General features: G+C 70.8%; 13 protein-coding genes and 2 tRNA genes. 10 read left to right on the forward strand and 5 right to left on the reverse strand.

The window, feature by feature from the left end; genetic code table 11:
• The first annotated feature begins 15 nt into the window (after positions 1-15).
• From B0I31_RS11000 to B0I31_RS11010, 4 genes are all read left to right on the forward strand, one after another.
• Positions 16-1341 (forward strand): helix-turn-helix transcriptional regulator, encoded by a 1326-nt coding sequence (locus B0I31_RS11000; protein ID WP_146173806.1) that lies wholly within the window; start codon positions 16-18, stop codon positions 1339-1341.
• A gap of 223 nt (positions 1342-1564) precedes the next feature.
• On the forward strand, positions 1565-1714 hold the full coding sequence (locus B0I31_RS40505) for a hypothetical protein (RefSeq protein WP_181320098.1): 150 nt from the start codon (positions 1565-1567) through the stop codon (positions 1712-1714).
• Positions 1715-1777: 63 nt separating this feature from the next.
• Complete coding sequence (locus B0I31_RS11005) at positions 1778-2269, forward strand: PH domain-containing protein (protein ID WP_245949803.1); 492 nt, start codon at positions 1778-1780, stop codon at positions 2267-2269.
• Positions 2266-3789: a PH domain-containing protein gene (locus tag B0I31_RS11010; protein WP_342751473.1), complete on the forward strand. Its 1524-nt coding sequence runs from the start codon at positions 2266-2268 to the stop codon at positions 3787-3789. Before B0I31_RS11005 ends, B0I31_RS11010 begins: the two co-directional genes overlap by 4 nt.
• A 27-nt stretch (positions 3790-3816) precedes the next feature.
• Here the strand turns inward: B0I31_RS11010 and B0I31_RS11015 are convergent, their stop codons facing one another.
• Positions 3817-5343, reverse strand: coding sequence for a helicase HerA-like domain-containing protein (locus tag B0I31_RS11015; RefSeq protein ID WP_106615203.1), 1527 nt, complete (start codon positions 5341-5343; stop codon positions 3817-3819).
• A gap of 83 nt (positions 5344-5426) precedes the next feature.
• Between B0I31_RS11015 and orn the strand changes: the two genes are divergently transcribed.
• From orn to B0I31_RS40510, 3 genes are all read left to right on the forward strand, one after another.
• Positions 5427-6038: an oligoribonuclease gene (gene orn, locus B0I31_RS11020; RefSeq protein WP_106615204.1), complete on the forward strand. Its 612-nt coding sequence runs from the start codon at positions 5427-5429 to the stop codon at positions 6036-6038.
• A 62-nt stretch (positions 6039-6100) separates the two neighbouring features.
• Positions 6101-6176, forward strand: a tRNA-His gene (locus tag B0I31_RS11025).
• A 58-nt stretch (positions 6177-6234) separates the two neighbouring features.
• Positions 6235-7866: an ABC-F family ATP-binding cassette domain-containing protein gene (locus B0I31_RS40510; protein ID WP_106615205.1), complete on the forward strand. Its 1632-nt coding sequence runs from the start codon at positions 6235-6237 to the stop codon at positions 7864-7866.
• A gap of 2 nt (positions 7867-7868) precedes the next feature.
• Here the strand turns inward: B0I31_RS40510 and B0I31_RS11035 are convergent, their stop codons facing one another.
• The gene (locus tag B0I31_RS11035) at positions 7869-9068 is read right to left on the reverse strand and encodes a L,D-transpeptidase (protein WP_106615206.1); all 1200 of its coding nucleotides are present in this window, start codon (positions 9066-9068) and stop codon (positions 7869-7871) included.
• A gap of 234 nt (positions 9069-9302) precedes the next feature.
• Between B0I31_RS11035 and B0I31_RS11040 the strand changes: the two genes are divergently transcribed.
• Positions 9303-9375, forward strand: a tRNA-Lys gene (locus B0I31_RS11040).
• Between the two features lie 206 nt (positions 9376-9581).
• On the opposite strand, the gene B0I31_RS40515 is transcribed toward B0I31_RS11040, so the two are convergent.
• Complete coding sequence (locus B0I31_RS40515; RefSeq protein WP_181320099.1) at positions 9582-9743, reverse strand: hypothetical protein; 162 nt, start codon at positions 9741-9743, stop codon at positions 9582-9584.
• Positions 9744-9900: 157 nt separating this feature from the next.
• Complete coding sequence (locus tag B0I31_RS11045; RefSeq protein WP_181320100.1) at positions 9901-12873, reverse strand: AfsR/SARP family transcriptional regulator; 2973 nt, start codon at positions 12871-12873, stop codon at positions 9901-9903.
• A 198-nt stretch (positions 12874-13071) separates the two neighbouring features.
• Here B0I31_RS11045 and B0I31_RS11050 point away from each other — a divergent pair, with 198 nt between their 5' ends.
• Together B0I31_RS11050 and B0I31_RS11055 are read left to right on the forward strand one after the other, a co-directional pair.
• Entirely contained in the window at positions 13072-14271 is a 1200-nt protein-coding gene (locus tag B0I31_RS11050) for an NADPH-dependent FMN reductase family protein (protein WP_146173808.1), read from the forward strand.
• Positions 14268-14690 (forward strand): hypothetical protein, encoded by a 423-nt coding sequence (locus B0I31_RS11055; RefSeq protein ID WP_106615209.1) that lies wholly within the window; start codon positions 14268-14270, stop codon positions 14688-14690. Before B0I31_RS11050 ends, B0I31_RS11055 begins: the two co-directional genes overlap by 4 nt.
• On the opposite strand, the gene B0I31_RS11060 is transcribed toward B0I31_RS11055, so the two are convergent.
• Positions 14616-16613, reverse strand: coding sequence for a tetratricopeptide repeat protein (locus tag B0I31_RS11060; protein WP_181320101.1), 1998 nt, complete (start codon positions 16611-16613; stop codon positions 14616-14618). The genes B0I31_RS11055 and B0I31_RS11060 overlap by 75 nt on opposite strands.
• Between the last annotated feature and the right edge of the window lie 69 nt (positions 16614-16682).

Here is a 16682-nt window from a genome sequence, read left to right on the forward strand (position 1 = left end):
AGCCGGGGGGCAACGATGACGATTCCCGTCCAGCGAGCGGCCGATCCGCGTGAGGCCGCGGTGTCCAACCTGCGCGAGGCGCGGCTGGCGTTGGACGAGGGCCGCCCCGGTGACGCGCTGGAGGCCGCGGAGAAGGCGCTGGCCGCGTTCTCCTGGCTGGACGACGCCGAGGGCGTGGCGCACAGCGTGCTGGCCCAGTCCGTGGCGCTGGGCAAGCGCGGCCTGCTGCCGGGCGCGCTGGACACCATCGACCGGGTGCGGGCGATCGCGGTGGCCAACCGGCACGTCGGGTTGCAGGCGTGGTGCGGTTTCGCGCAGGCCGTGGTGGAGCTGCGGCTGGACTCGCGGGAGCGGTCGCTGCACTCGTTGGCGCGGGCGCTGGGCCTGGCCGAGCTGACCAAGGACGTCGAGCTGATCGGCTCGATCCTGTTCGAGCAGGCCGACGTGCTGCGCACGCAGTACCACGAGCACTGCATGGTGCGCACGGCGGCGAGCCGGTGCAGCCCGGACGGCGAGCCGTGCACGCGCAAGCTCCGGCGCGCGGAGGCGCTGTGCGCGCAGGTCCGGGACCGGTGGAAGCACCTCGACCAGCCGTGGCGGATGGCCCGGTTGAACCTGCTGCTCACGCACGTGCGGCTGGACCTGGGCGAGGTGGAGCGGGCGCTGCGCTCGTGCCAGCGGGCCGACCGGTTGCTCGACGGGCAGGACCGGCCCGTGCTGCGGGCCGAGCTGCTGATGGCGCGGGCCCGGATCAACGGCGTGCGCGGCCGGCACGACGACCAGGTGCGGCTGCTGACCCGTGCGGCGGAGCTGGCGATGGGCGTGCTGGCGCGGGAGGTCGCGGTGCGGGCGCACGGCGCGTTGAGCGTGGCGCACGAGCGGGCCGGGAAGCTGGACTCGGCGCTGCGCCACGCCCGGTCTCAATTGGAGCAGTACCGGCTGTGGGAACTGCAGGAAGGCCGCGACCTGCTGCGGATGCGCGAGCACGACCTGTCCGCGCGGCTGGTGGACCAGTTGGCCGAGCGGACGTTCGGACCGCACCGGGAGCACCGGACGGCGCCGGACCCGCTGCGCAGCTCGGCCACCGCCGAGCAGGACAACCGGCGGATCGCGCGGGCGTTGCGGTCCGGGCTGACCAAGCGCGGTATCGAGGTGCTGCGGCGGGTCGCCGCGGGCGAGAGCACGGGTGACATCGCGGCCGAGCTGTCGCTGTCGCCGAAGACCGTGCAGAACCACCTCCAGCGCATCTACCGGACGATCGGCGTGCGCGACCGTGCGGGCGCGGCGGTGTGGTGGGTGGACCTCGACGAGGAGACGCGCGCACGAGCCGTGCTCGACTGAGTCACTTCCGGGTTTCCGGCTCGTTACCCGTGATGGTGGGATGTCCCCGACGATCGGGGCGACCGCTCCGGGGGTATTGCCTAGCGGGCAGAGGCAGAAGTGGGTGATGACCGTGACGACCCCTCTGTGCCATGCTCCGCTTGGACGCTTCCGGGCGTTACCCGCGGATCTGGTCCGGCTCCCCCCTGCCGACAAAGCCGCTACGATCGAACGGAGTTCGACGATGGTTGTGCACTCCCTGCACAAGATCATGGCTGCGCTCGCCATCTGCGCCGGTCTCGCGGTCGTCGTCGGCGTGCCCGCCGCTGTGGCCGTCCAGGGCGAGGGCGCCCACGCGAAGGTGTTCCAGGCGCCGTACGCACCGCAGCCGTAACCGGTCGGTGACGGGGTCGGGTTCGCGCGCACGCGGGCTCGGCCTTGAGGCACAGTGGACGGCGTGAGCAACGAAGTGTTGCGCCTGCGTGCGCCGCGGCACCAGGTGAGCCGCAAGTCGATCACCCTCTGGACCCTGCACGCGCTGATCGGCTGGGCGGTGCTGCTGGTGCCGCAACTGGTCGTGCTGATCTTCGCCGCGTCGCCGTGGCAGGTCACCGCCGCCGTCGCGACGCTCGTGCTCGGCACCGCGCACACGCTGGTGATGCCGCGCTGGCGGTACCGGGTGCACCGCTGGGAGGCCACCCCGGACGCGGTGTACACGCTGGCGGGCTGGCTCAACCAGGAGTGGCGGATCGCGCCGGTCTCGCGCATCCAGACCGTGGACACCAAGCGCGGTCCCCTGCAACAGCTGCTCGGGCTGTCCACGGTCACCGTGACCACGGCCTCGGCCGCGGGCCCCGTGCTCATCGAGGGCTTGGAGCACGACGACGCGGTGCGGCTGGCCGACGAGCTCACCACCACCACGCAGGCCACGCCCGGTGATGCCACGTGACCACGGACCTGCCCGCCGCGCCCGAGTACGCCGAACCGGTGGTGGACTGGCACCGGCTGGACGTGCGGATGCTCATCGTCCGCCCGCTCAACGAGCTGATCGGCCTGGTCCCGCTGTTCGTCGGCCTGCTGGTGCTCGGCCGGGGCGAGACGTGGCGGATCCTGGTCAGCGTCGGCGTGATCGCCGCGATCGTGCTGCTGGGACTGCTGCGCTGGATCACCACCCGGTACCGGATCACCACCGAGCAGGTCGAGCTGCACACCGGCCTGCTGGTGCGCAAGCGCCTGGCCGTGCCGCGTGACCGGATCCGCACCGTTGACCTGACCGCGAAGCTCGGGCACCGGCTGTTCGGGCTGTCCGCGATCCGGGTCGGCACCGGGCAGCGCGACCAGCCGGGCGAGGACGGGTTGACGCTGGACGCGGTGTCGTCGGCCGAAGCGGAACGGCTGCGCGTGCTGCTGCTCACCATCGCCAAGACCGAGGCGCCGGCGGCTGCCGAGGAGCGGCCGGGGGTCGTGCTGTCCGAATGGGACAACCGGTGGCTGCGGTACGCGCCGTTGACGCTGTCCGGGCTGGTGGCCGCCGGTGCGCTGTTCGGGTTCGTGATGAACTTCGCGCGGGAGCTGGACATCGAGGTGTTCGAGCCGATGAGCGAGGCCGCGCGCTGGGTGGTGGAACAGCCGCTCGGGCTGACCGTCGCGGTGTTCGCGGGTGTCGTGCTGCTGGTCGCGACCCTCGGCTCGGTGCTGGTGTACGTGGTGCAGTTCTGGGGCTACCGGCTGACCCGCGAACCGGACGACACGGTCCGGGTGCGCCGCGGCCTGCTCACCACCCGTTCGGTTTCCGTTGCCGAGCAACGGCTTCGCGGCGTGGAGCTGGTCGAGCCGCTGCTGTTGCGCGCCGGGCGCGGTGCGCACGCCAAGACCGTGACGACCGGACTGGGCCGCAAGGGCGAGAGCAACCTGCTGCTGCCACCCGCGCCGGTCGCCGAGGCGCACCGGGTGTCCGCGGAAGTGCTGCGGCCCACCTCCGACGACTCGCCGACGCAGGCACCGGGCTCGCCGACCCGGACACCGTTGCACCGACACCCGCCCGCCGCCCTGCGCCGCCGGATGGTGCGTGCCGTCGTGCCCCTGCTGGTCCTCGCGGCGATCCTGGCGTGGTTCGCACCGAGCTGGACGTGGCAGGTCGTCCTGGCACTGGTCCCGTTCTCCGCCGCCCTGGGCTGGGACCGCTACCGCTCGCTCGGCCACGCGCTGACCGACCGCCACCTGCTCGCCCGCGCGGGCTCGGCGATCCGCGAAACCGTGGCGCTGCAACGCACCGGCATCATCGGCTGGCGCATCTCCCGTTCCTTCTTCCAGCGCCGCGCGGGCCTGGTCACCATCACCGCCACCACCGCGGCGGGCGACGGCGCGTACCACGTGATCGACGTGGGCGAGTCCACCGGCCTGACCCTCGCCGACGAGGCGGTCCCGGACCTGCTCCGTCCGTTCCTGGAACCCGGACCACCCGACTGATGCGGAACGTGTGCGCCGCTTACGTGGTCACCGGCGCTTGCGGGAGGTTCCGAAGAGACCGCGGGTGATCTCACGGCCCAGCGCGCTCGCGGCTGAGCGGAGGAACGACTTGACGGCCGTGTTGCCGAGCACCTGCGCCACTACGCCCGGCTCCTCGCGCTCGGCACGCCGTTCGGAGGGCTCGGGCGGTGGCGCCTGCTCCTGGTCGGGCGGGGGCGCCACCTTCGCCGCCAGCTTCTCGTACGCCGACTCGCGGTCCACCGTCCCGGCGTACTTGCCGTGCAGCTCGGACGTCCCGGCGGCCTGCCTGATCGCGTCCGGCCCGATCGTGTCCATCAAGGACCGCGGCGCGCGCAGCCTCGTCCACGCGACCGGCGTCGGCGCGCCCTTCTCGCTCAGCACCGTCACCACCGCCTCGCCGATGCCCAACGACGTCAACGCCTCGTCCAACTCGTAGTGCGGCGTGTTCGGGTAGGTCTTCACCGCCTTCGCCAACGCCGCCTGGTCCTCCGGCGTGAACGCCCGCAGCGCGTGCTGCACCCGTGCGCCCAGCTGCGACAGCACGGCGTTCGGCACGTCGGTCGGCAACTGCGTGCAGAAGAACACACCGACACCCTTGGACCGGATCAGCTTCACCGTCTGCGTGATCCGCTCCAGGAACGCCTTCGACGCGTCGGCGAACAGCAGGTGCGCCTCGTCGAAGAAGAACACGAGCTTCGGCTGGTCCAGGTCACCCTCCTCGGGCAGCACCTCGAACAGCTCCGCCAGCAGCCACATCAGGAACGTCGAGAACAACGCCGGCTTGGCCTGCAGCTCCGCCAGCTCCAGCAGCGACACCACGCCGCGACCGTCGACCACGCGCATCAGGTCGAGCGGGTCCAGCTCCGGCTCGCCGAAGAACGTGTCACCGCCCTGCGCCTCCAGGTTCACCAGCGACCGCAGGATCACCCCCGCCGTGGCCGACGACACACCGCCCAGGCCCTTCAGGTCCGCCTTGCCCTCGTCGGACGTGAGGTGCGTGATCACCGACCGCAGGTCCTTGATGTCCAGCAACGGCAGCCCGCGCGTGTCCGCCCAGTGGAAGATCAGCCCGAGCGTGGACTCCTGGGTGTCGTTGAGCCCGAGCACCTTCGACAGCAGGATCGGCCCGAAGCTGGTGACGGTCGCCCGCACCGGCACCGCCGCCCCACCCGTGCCCAGGGACAGGAACTGCACCGGGCACGCCCCCGGCTGCCAGTCGTCACCCGTCTCGGCGGCCCGCGCGGTGATCCGCTCACCGCCCTCGCCCGGCCGTGACAGACCGGACAGGTCGCCCTTCACGTCCGCCATCACCACCGGCACGCCCGCCGCCGACAGCTGCTCCGCGATCAGCTGCAGCGTCTTCGTCTTGCCGGTGCCGGTGGCACCCGCGACCAGGCCGTGCCGGTTCAGCGTGGCCAGTGGGAGCCGCACCCGCGCGGTCGGCTCCACCTCGCCGTCCACCAGCACGGCGCCGAGTTCGATGGCCGCGCCCGCCGAGGCGTAGCCGGCAGCGATGTCGCTCTGGGCCGTCATTGCGATGAGCGTAATGAGATTGGAAGGGGCCGCCACCCGAAGCGACGCGGGACCGGCGGGAGCGGGCGACTAGGCTCGCGCGGGTGATGGATCGCCTGGTGTGGATCGACTGCGAGATGACCGGCCTCGAACTGGGCAAGGACGCCTTGATCGAGATCGCGGCGCTGGTGACGGACGCGGAGCTGAACGTGCTCGGCGAAGGCGTCGACGTGGTGATCCACGCCGACGACACCGCGCTCGACTCGATGCCGGACGTCGTCATGCAGATGCACGCCAAGTCCGGGCTCACCGAGGAGGTGCGGCGGTCCACCGTGACGCTCGCCGACGCCGAGGCGCAGGTGCTGGCCTACATCAAGGAATGGGTGCCGGACCCGCGCACCGCTCCCCTGGCGGGCAACTCGATCGCCACCGACCGCGGGTTCATCGCCCGTGACATGCCCGAACTCGACGCGCACCTGCACTACCGGATGGTCGACGTGTCGTCGATCAAGGAGCTGTGCCGGCGCTGGTACCCGCGCATCTACTACGCGCAGCCGGGCAAGGGCCTGGCGCACCGCGCGCTCGCCGACATCAAGGAGTCGATCCGCGAGCTGGCGTACTACCGGCGCACGGCGTTCGTGCCGCAGCCAGGGCCGACGTCGGAGCAGGCGCAGGCCGTGGCCGCCGAGCTGCTGGCCGACGAGGGCCTCGAATAGGGTCGATTTCAGACCCGGCGGTAGGGCACTGTATGCTTCACGCGCCGGGTCAGCCGGTCTTGGTGGGTGTAGCTCAGCTGGCAGAGCACTGGGTTGTGATCCCAGGTGTCGCGGGTTCAAGTCCCGTCACTCACCCCAAGCGGAACGCCCCTCGACGCCCGAGTCGAGGGGCGTCTTCTTTTGCCCTGGAGTCGTCGTGAGCGCCACCCTCGTCGCGAAAGACCTGGCCGCCGGGCACGGCGACCGCGTGCTGTTCTCCGAGCTGGACCTGGTCGTCGCACCCGGTGACGTGATCGGGCTGGTCGGCGCCAACGGCGCGGGCAAGTCCACGTTGCTGCGGACCCTCGCGGGCCTGCTGCCCGCCGAACAGGGTGTGATCCGCCTCTCACCCACGAGCGCGACGGTCGGCCACCTGCCGCAGGAGCCGGACCGGCGTCCGGGTGAGACGGTCCGGGCGTTCCTGGCCCGCCGCACGGGCGTGGCGGCGGCGCAGGTCGAGCTGGACCGGGCGACCGAGGCGCTGGCCTCCGGGTCGGGTGACGACGGGTACTCCGACGCGTTGGAGCGGTGGCTCGCGCTGGGCGGGGCCGACCTGGAGGAACGGTCGCTGGAGGTGGCGGCCGAGCTGGGGCTGGAGGTCTCGCTCGACCTGCCGATGACGGCGTTGTCGGGCGGCCAGGCGGCGCGGGTCGGCATGGCGTCGTTGCTGCTGAGCAGGTACGACGTGTTCCTGCTCGACGAGCCGACCAACGACCTGGACCTGGACGGCCTGGCCCGGCTGGAGCGGTTCGTGACGGGGCTGCGCGCGGGCGTCGTGGTGGTGTCGCACGACCGCGAGTTCCTGGCCCGCACGGTGACGCGGGTCGTGGAACTGGACCTGGCGCAGCAGCAGGTGCGGACCTACGGCGGCGGGTACGAGTCGTACCTGGAGGAGCGTGAGATCGCCCGCAGGCACGCGCGTGAGGAGTACGAGGAGTACGCGTCCACGCGGTCGTCGTTGGAGGAGCGCGCTCGGGCGCAGCGGTCGTGGATGGAGAAGGGCGTGAAGAACGCCCGCCGCAAGGCGCCCGACAACGACAAGGTGGGACGCAAGTTCCGCACCGAGGCAACCGAGAAGCAGGCGTCCAAGGCGCGGCAGACCGAGCGGCTGATCGAACGGCTGGACGTGGTCGAGGAGCCGCGCAAGGAGTGGGAGCTGCGGATGGAGATCGCCGCCGCGCCCCGGTCCGGTGCGGTGGTGGCGGTGCTGCGGTCGGCGGTCGTGACGCGGGGGTCGTTCACCCTGGGGCCGGTCGACGTGCAGGTGGACTGGGCCGACCGGATCGCCATCACCGGCGCCAACGGGTCGGGCAAGTCGACGTTGCTGGCGGCGCTGCTGGGCCGCGTCCCGCTGGCCTCCGGGTCGTCGTCCCTGGGCTCCGGCGTGGTCGTGGGCGAGATCGACCAGGCCCGCGGCCTGTTCCTCGGCGACGAGCCGCTGCTGGACGCCTTCGGCGCGGCCGTACCCGAGCTCGTGCCCGCCGACGTGCGCACGTTGCTGGCGAAGTTCGGGCTGAAGGCGGCGCACGTGCTGCGGACCGCCGCCTCCCTCTCCCCCGGTGAACGCACGCGTGCCGCGTTGGCGCTGCTGCAGGCACGCGGGGTGAACCTGCTCGTGCTGGACGAGCCGACGAACCACCTGGACCTGCCCGCGATCGAACAGCTGGAGTCCGCACTGGACTCCTACACCGGCACGTTGCTGCTGGTCACGCACGACCGGCGGATGCTGGACGCGGTCCGGACGACCCGCCGCCTGGTGGTGGCGGCGGGTCGGGTGTCAGAGCTCTAGCGTCAGCGGTTGCCCTTGATCCACTGGTCCCACGGGATCTGCCAGTCGCCGAAGCCGTCCCAGGACTCCAGCACCGGGCCGCCGGAGTTGGTGACGATGACGATGTCGCCCTGCTTGGAGTTGTCGAACACCCACTTGGCGTTCTCGGGCGACAGGTTCAGGCAGCCGTGGCTGACGTTGCGCCTGCCCTGGTCGCCGATCGACCACGGCGCGCTGTGGAAGAAGATGCCCGAGTTGGACATCCGGTAGGCCCAGTCGACGGGCGTGACGTAGCCGCCCGCTTCCAGCGACAGGCCGTACGTGCGGGAGTCCATCACCATGTGGGCGTGCTTCTCCATGAGCACGTAGGTGCCCGTGGGGGTCGGGTTCTGCGCGTCGCCCATCGACGTGGGCATGGTGCGCACGACCTGGCCGTTCACCTTGGTGACGACCTGGTGGGTCTGGCCGTCCGCCTCGTGGACGACCGCGTCGCCGATGGTGGTGTTGATCACGCGGTCTTCCTCGCCGTAGACCCCGTTGCCCACGTGCTTGCCGTAGATCTTGGCGTTGATGGTGATCTTGGTGCCGGGCGTCCAGTAGGCCTGCGGGCGCCAGTGCACGGTCTTCTCGTCGAACCAGTAGAAGGCGCCCTCGACGCGCGGCGCGGTGGTGATGGAGATCATCGCCTCGGCGGCGGTCTTGTCCGCGATCGGCTCGTCGAAGTAGAAGGCGAGCGGCTGGCCGACGCCGACCGTCGTGCCGTCCTGCGGGTTGACCGACAGGTAGGTCAGCGTGCGCGGCTTGACGGTGGTGAAGGTCGAGGTCTTGGTGACGGCCTTGCCGTCCGCGCCCTCGCCCGTCACGGACAGCGTGTAGGTCTTCTGGTAGCCCAGCGGCTCGGTGTTGGTCCACTGCAGACCGTCCGGGCTCACCTGGCCCGCGACGACCTTGCCCTCCGGGTTGGTCAACGAGACCGACGTGATCTTGCCGTCGGTGGCCGTGGCCACGACCGGCACGCCGGGCTGGACGTCGACCGCCGCGTCCACGGGGCCCGTGCTCAACATCACGGGCTTCGGCGGCGGCGTGGACGACGTGGTGGTGGAGGTCTCACCGGCGGCGTCCTCGGTCGAGGCGGAGCCGGACGAACAACTTGTGATCAACACCGCGACCAACCCGATCGCGACCATCCCCAGCGCTCTGCGCGCCCCCCGCTTGCGGTACATCCCCGTCCTCCGCTTCGTCCCCAGAACGCCGTGACTGCCCGCCACAGGAGTCCGCCGGCGTCCCCTGACAAGGTGACGCCCAGAGGGTTGACGATGTTGCCCGAGATGCTGGATCGTTACCAAGGCGAAGTTCCCCCTGCACCAGGGCGGCACACCGGCCCTGACCAGGCGATTGGGAGCTGGGAGAGACGCTGTGCTAATGTTCTTCGCGTCGGACAGAGCAAGAGAGTCCGAGCGCCGCTAGCTCAACTGGCAGAGCAGCTGACTCTTAATCAGCGGGTTCGGGGTTCGAGTCCCTGGCGGCGCACAACACAGCGAGAGGGTCACCATTCCGGTGGCCCTCTTGTTGTCTTTCTCGGCGATGAACGCCACTAAGGAGTGGGTGGGAACTCGTACTCCCACCCACGTCCTCAGGTCGGCGCCTCGGAGGTTCCACCACCGGTACTGCCGGCTCTGCGTATGTCGGGTTCCATCAGAGCTCCTCGTTCGAGTCTCGACACCGCGAAGCGGTCGTCATCCGATACGGCCGGGCCATTGCACAACACAAGCCGAGCCGTTCAGGTCGGCTTCGGCGGCCGTTGCCGTCGGGCCGCCGAGCACGAATGCGACGACGGCGAGTGAACCGATCAACGAAACAACCAGGTTCCGCATTGCGCGGTAAACGGGAGTGCTCACGGGCGCAGTAGATCACCCGCCCCAGTGGTCCCTCACACTGGGGTGGTTCTCTTCCGGGTGTCACCCACCCGTCAGAGGAGAGGGGCGACCACCATTGATGCATAACTATTTTGTTGTCCTACTCAACATTCACTGGATCAGGTGACGAACTTTCCTCTCAGTTCTTACGCTCAGTGATCTCCTCGGCTGGCGTGGCGGTGAAGTCGGGCGCCGACGAACGAGGCTCCGGAATAGCGCTGCGAATAGTCTTCACATCGGCCAGGTGTTCCGTTACCACCTCGGCCTCGACCTCCTGCACGCCCCGCAGCACGCCGACTGCCAGCCGGAACCGCTCTTCGGCCTCGTCCAACCGCCCGAGGGCCACCAGCGCGTGACCCCAGACGTGCAGCGCGCGCCCCTGTCCCGCACGCGCCCCGATGACGTGACACGTGGAAACTGCCTCCTCGGCGTGGCCGATGGCCTCACCGAACCGGCCCAGGTCGTACTCCACCTCGGTGAGCGTGACGAGCGCGTCGGCGGTGCGGGCGCGATCACCGCCGATCGGGTGGAGCGCCAGGGCTTCGTGGAGGCGACCCAGGGCCTCCTCGTGCTCGCCCCTCTCGAAGTGGAGCCGCCCGACGTCCGTGAGGGTGGTCGCGACACCCCTGACGTGACCTATCGAGCGACGGATGGCGAGCGCCTGGTAGTAGTGCTCCAGCGCGAGATCGTCCCGCTCCGCTTTGCGGTACGCGTTCGCGAGCTCGTTCAGGGCGTACGCCTCGCCGTCGCGGTAGCCGGATTCGCGCGTCGCGTCCAGGGTTTCCCGGTACAGCTCGATCGCGGCGCCGACCTCGCCCAGGGCCAAGCGGATTCCGGCCAGGTTATGCGAGCAGATGAGTTGGATCTCGTGCGCGCCGATGGCTCGCGCCAGGTCCGATCCGGCTTTGAAGTGCTCTTCCGCCTCGGCGTACTTGCACAACCGGTACAGCACCATTCCGACATTGCTGTGCGTGCCGCTCAACGCTTCCAGGTCGCCGAGCGCGGCACACGATTTGAGCGCCGCCCGGTGACTGATGAGGACGTCCTCGTAATGCCCGGACCGGTCGTACGCCTCGTGGAAATTGGCCGACAGCCGCCACGCGTGCGCGTGGAACCCGTGGCGGACGGCTTGCGGCACCGCGGCGACCAGGTTCACCCGCTCCCTGGTGAGCCACCTCAACGCGTCCGACTGGTCCGCGAGCGGCACCGGCTCCGCCGACATGCCCGGCAGTGGCGGCACCGGCGAGGTCTGGGGATCCAGCAGGTGGGCCGCGGCGCCGGACGACGCCAGGTACCAGTCCAGCAGCCGGGTCATGGCGTGCTTGCGCGCCTGCGCGGGCTCGTCGCGGCGCACGAGGTGCAGCGCGTAGCCGTACAACGTGTCGTGCAGCCTGAACCGCCGCGGCACGGCGCCGTAGTCCAGCAGGTTGCTGCGCACCAGCGTGCTCAGGTGCGCGCTGACCGCGTCGTAGGGCTCGCCCAGGAGCGCGACCGCCGCGTCGACGCCGAACTCGGCCGTCGGGTTGAGCGCCAGCAGCCGGAACATCCGCGCGGTGTCCGCGGGCAAGTCGCGGAACGACCAGGAGAACGCCGCCGGCAGCGTGGCGCTCTCGTCGTCGCTGTCGTGCACGGATCCGAGGATCCCGAGCCCGTCCTGACCCTTGAAGTCCTCGACGAGCTCCCCGATCGGGGTGTCCGGCCGGTTCGCGACGTGCTGCGCGATGATCCTCAACCCGAGCGGCAGGCCGTCCACCAGACCGGCCAGGTCCCGCAGCGCCGCGGGGTCGACGTCGGCCCGCTCGCGGCCGATCTCGTTGCGCAACAACGTGATCGACTCCGCCGTCGACAGCGGCGGCACGGGCACGAGGTCGACGTGGTCGAGGACCTTCAGCCCCATCAGCCGGGTCCGGCTCGTGATGATCGTCAGGCACTGCGGCGTCGCCGCCAGGACCGGCCTGACCTGCGCGCTCTCGTGCGCGTCGTCGAGCAGGACCAGCATCCTGCGGTTGCCCAGCAACCGGCGGAGCTCGAGCTGCCGCTCGCCACCGGTGGCGGGTATTCGCTCGGCTCCGAGCGACCTCAGCAGGAACGCCAGCACGTCGTCGGGCGCGACCCGCGTGCCGGGGCCGGCGCCGCGCAGCTCCAGGTACAGGTTCCCGTCCGGGAACCGGTCGCGGTGCCGTGCCGCCCACTTGAGGGCGAGCTGGCTCTTGCCCACGCTCGGCATCCCGTGCAGCGCGACGACCCGGCCCTGGTCGCCGTCGCCGAGCAGGGCGTCGAGCCTGGCCAGCAGGTCGTCGCGGCCGGTGAAGCTTCGCGCGGGCGGCGGCAGCTGGTGTGGCGCCGTCGTGCCCGGCAGCGCGGTGCTCTCCTGCTTGCGCAGGATGCTCCGGTAGAGGTCCCTCAACTCCGGGCCGGGCTCGGCGCCGACGTGCTCGAACAGGCGCTGGCAGAACACGGCGTAGAAGTCGAGCGCCGTGGAGTAGCGACCCAAGGCGTCCAGGGAGCGCATGTATAGGCCGGCGAACGCCTCGTCCGGGGCCTGGCTCGCGGTGAGCCTGCCCGCTTCGGCCATCACCTCCAGGTGCTCGCCCAGTTGCCGCTGGCTGTCCAGCAACGCGTAAAACGCGGGCATCCGGTCGAATGTCTCCATTTGGTCACGACAATGGTCGGCCCACGCCCCGCCGAGCTCTTCGAGCGGCCTGCCGTTCCACTGCGAAAGCGCCTCGCGCAGCAATGCCTTGGCCTCCCGGTGGTCACCTCGAGAGGCCGCCACCCGACCCATCTCCGCCAATTTGCGGAAACGGTGGTAGTCTATCAGGTCCGCCTGTCGCAACACCAACCGATAAGCGTTGCCCTCCTTCGGTATCGACGCACCTGTCCCCGATTTGGCCAGAATGGCTCGCAGTCGGCTGACGATCGGCTGCAGGTTTCGTTTCACCTGTTCCGGGGCACTGTCCGGCCAGAGCACCTGAGCGATGGTGTCCACTTGGACCGGTCTCGGGAAGTAGTAGAGGAGCAATGTGAGCACGCCGCGGTGCTTGGCCGGCCCGAGATCACAATCATTCCCGTCGATGTGTAATCGCGTCTTGCCGATGATCTTGAACTCCACCAGCGCCACCTTTCGCTGGCCAACTTGCCCTTGGGCACAGTGTGCTTCACTGGGAGGAAGTTCCGCAGGCCCGTTTCCCATTTTCGTCCGAATTGCCCAGGTGACCGGACGGCGATCGGCAGATGCAAGCGGACTGCAAGTTCCCGGCAAACCGGTCCGTCACTCTTCTCCCGAGGGTTGGAGCGCGAGGGGGAGTGCATGACACGTCCAGAGTGGCCGCGAGTGCCGATCGGGCTCGACGCGTCGCAGTGGGTCAGCCGCGCCGGGTGCCTGTCGGTGCTCGCCGTGGTGCACACGGTCACCAGCGGGCAACGCCTGCTGGAAGCCGTGGAGCTGATCGAGACGGACACGAGGCTTCAGGTCGTCTTCACGCAGGCGCCTGACGTCTTCAGCAACGGGGTGGCCGAATTCCTGCGGTCCACCGGGGGCATCGTGTGGCCGTGGGAGCTGGCGATCCGGCAGGAGTTCGCCCTGGCCGTCGCCGCGTCCTACGGCGGGCTGCACGAGTTGCACGCGCCGCTGGTGGTGATGCCGCACGGCGCCGGCTACGGCAAGTCCTTCACCACCGGCGGCGAGCCGGTGGTCTACGGGTTGGACGCGCAACGGCTCCTGCACAACGGCCGTGTGCTGGCGAGCGCGCTGGTGCTCGCGCACGACGACGAACGGGAGGTGCTGCGGCGGCAGTGCCCGCAGGCGCTCGATGTCGCCGTCGTGGCGGGCGACCCGACCTACGACCGGTTGGTCGCGAGCCTGCCGCGGCGCGACGAGTACCGGGCCGCGCTGGGCATCGAGCCGGGTCAGCAGGCCGTGGTGGTCAGCTCGACGTGGGGGCTGGACTCGTTGTTCGCGAGGTTCGAGGACCTGCTGCCGAGCCTGCTCGAAGAGCTGACGCCGCACGGGTTCCGCGTGGTGGCGCTGGTGCACCCGGGAGCCTGGTTCGGCCACGGCAAGCGGCAGGTGGACGCGTGGCTCGCGGAGTGCCGGGACGCGGGGCTGGTCGTGGTCGGCCCGCACGTGGACTGGCGGGCCGCGGTGATCGCCGCCGATCACGTGGTGGCCGACCACGGGTCGGTCGGCGTGTACGCGGCGGCGATCGGCCGGCCGGTGGTCCTGGTCGACGCACCGGTGCGGGTCGCCACGTCCAGCGGGTCAGCGCAGGAGCTGTTGCGGCACCTGGCGCCCAGGTTCCAGTCGGGATCGCCCGTGCGACCGCAACTCGACCTGGCCGCGGCACGTGCGGCCGAGCTCGGCGAGGTCGTGCGGGAGCGGTTGACCTCCGAGCCCGGCCGCTCGTCGGCGCGGCTGCGCCGGATCATGTACGAACTGCTCGACCTCCCCGAACCGGGACGGCACCGCGCCGTGCCGCCGGTTCCGACACCACCGGAGGAGTCTCCGTGACCGAACCCATGGTGCGGTGGACGAGCGGACCGGACCGCCTGGCGGACGTCGTCGTGCGCGAGGTGTCCGGTGTGGATGGTGATCCGACCGCCGAGCTGCTGCGCGACAACCCGTTCGCCGCGCTGGCGGTCGCCGCGTCGGCCGATCGGCTCGTGGTGCGGACCGAACTCGGCCAGGTGGTCGAGCTCACGCCAGCGGCCACCGAGGCGCGCTGCCTCGACGTCCAAGCGGTCGTGGTGTCGGCCGTCCAGTCGCTCTACGCGTGGCACGTGGCACGACTCGACCTGAGCGCGCTGCGACCGCGTGGGCTGCCCGTGTGGTGCGCGGAGCACCGGGCACGGCGGTCAGCCGTCGCGTGCGGGTGGCTCCGGGTCGTCGTCCTGGACGCCCAGTCGTCGAGCGATGCCGTCGGCCTTTGAGGATCCGATCTCGGTGTAGAGCCGCAGAGCCTGTCTCCAGTGCTCTGCGGCCCGCTCCGCGTCACCCTGCCGTTCGGCGGACTCCGCCAGCAGTTGGTGCGACTCGGCCATCCCCTGTTTGGAGCCGAGCGCGCTCAGCGCGTCCAGCGCGCTCCGGGCCGTTCGGTCGGCGAGCGGCAGGTCGTCGGCACGCAGGTACGCCGCGGCCTGTGCCACCACGACCCGTGCCTGGTTGTAGGGGTCCGGCGGCTCCAAGCCGCGGAACTGCTCCGTCGCCTCCAACAACGCCCGCTGCGCCTCGTCGACCCGACCCAGCCCGGTCAGCGCCCGGCCGAGGTTGATCAGCGTGAGGCCGAGGCTCCGCCGCGCGCCCAGGTCCCGGTTGGTCCGGGCCAACCGCTCGAACAGCCCGACCGCCTCGGCGAGCCGGCCACCGGCCACGTGCAGCAGGGCGAGCGCCTCCTCCGCGTCGGCGGCGCCCCGCCGGTCGTCGATCTCCTCGGCGACGGCGACCGACGCCCGCAGGTGCTCTTCGGCCTCCTCCAGCCTGCCCACCGTGGTGCACACCAGGCCGAGCCGCTTGAGCATGTCGGCCTCGGCGAGCCTGTTCCCCCACCGGCGTGCCGCCTCGACGCCGCGCCGGTCGACCTCCAAGCGGTCGCGGTAGTGCTTGTGGTGCAGGAACAAGGGCCAGAGCACGTCGGCCAGCTGCCAGGTCAGCGCCCACCAGCCGCGTTCCTCCACCACCAGGCCGCAGGCGATGAGGTTCCGCCGCTCCTCCTCCAGCCACGCCAGCGCCGACTCGCGGTCCTCGAACTCCGGCACGCCCTCGGGCCGCGCCAGGAACTCGTAGGCCTGTCTGCGCCGGTGGGGCGTGACGACGAGGTCGGCCGCCATCGCGCCGGCGAGGTACCACTCGACCATCCGCCGCACGGCGCGCGCCCGCTCGTCCGGGTCGTCCTCGGAGTTGGCCTTGTTGCGGGCGTGCAGCCGGAGCAGGTCGTGGAAGCGGTACCGGCTCTCGCCGACCGACTCGACCAGGTTGCCGTCCACCAGTTCCTCCAACAACGCGTGCGAGGTGTCCTGCTCCAGCACCGACGTCGCCACCGAGGCGCCGAACTCCTGACCGGGGTGCAGCGCGAGCCTGCGGTAGAGCGCCGCCGCGGTCGGTCCGAGCGCGCGGTAGGACAGGTCGAAGGTCGTCTGCACGGACAGCTCCGGCGCCGACAGCATCGACAGCCTGCTGCGCTCGTCGCTCAACTCGGTGACGATCTTCCGCACGGACCACTGGGGCCGGCTGGCGAGCCGTGCGGCGGCCACCCGGACCGCGATCGGCAGGCCGCCGCACATGCCGACCAGCGCCTCGGCCCGTTCGGGATCGTCGTCGATCCGGCGCCTGCCCACCACCTTCGCCAGCAACCGGACCGCCGAGAGCTTGCCGAGCGGACCGACGTCGACCAGTCGCGCGCCCTCGGCGACCAGACCGGTCAAGCGGTTGCGGCTGGTCACCAGGACCGCGCTGGCCGGCGAGTTCGGCGCGAGCGGGCGCACCTGCGCGGCCGAGTACGCGTTGTCGAGCAGGACCAGGAGCTTCTTGTCCGCGGTCAGCGAGCGGTAGAGCGCCGCCTGCTCGGCGATGTCGACCGGCACCTCCCGGGACGGCACGCCCAGGCTGCGCAGGAACAGGCCGAGCGCGTCCTCCGGCGTCACCGGCTCGGATCCGCTGAACCCGGCGAGGTCGACGTAGAGCTGGCCGTCGGTGAACCGGTCGCGCGCGGTGTGCGCCCAGTGCAGCGCGAGGGCGGTCTTGCCAACCCCGCCGGGACCGCTCAGCACCGCGAACATGCGGATTCCGTCACGCCGGTTGTCGGCCAGCGCCTCGTTCAGCTCGGCCAATTCCGCGGCCCGGTCCGTGAAATGCACCGGAGCCCCCAATAATTGCCGCGGCACCGGCGGCGGTGTGGACGGTGCATTGTGGAACGCTATCCCCCC

Source organism: Saccharothrix carnea (assembly GCF_003014735.1).
In the GTDB taxonomy this organism is placed as follows: Bacteria; Actinomycetota; Actinomycetes; order Mycobacteriales; family Pseudonocardiaceae; genus Actinosynnema; species Actinosynnema carneum.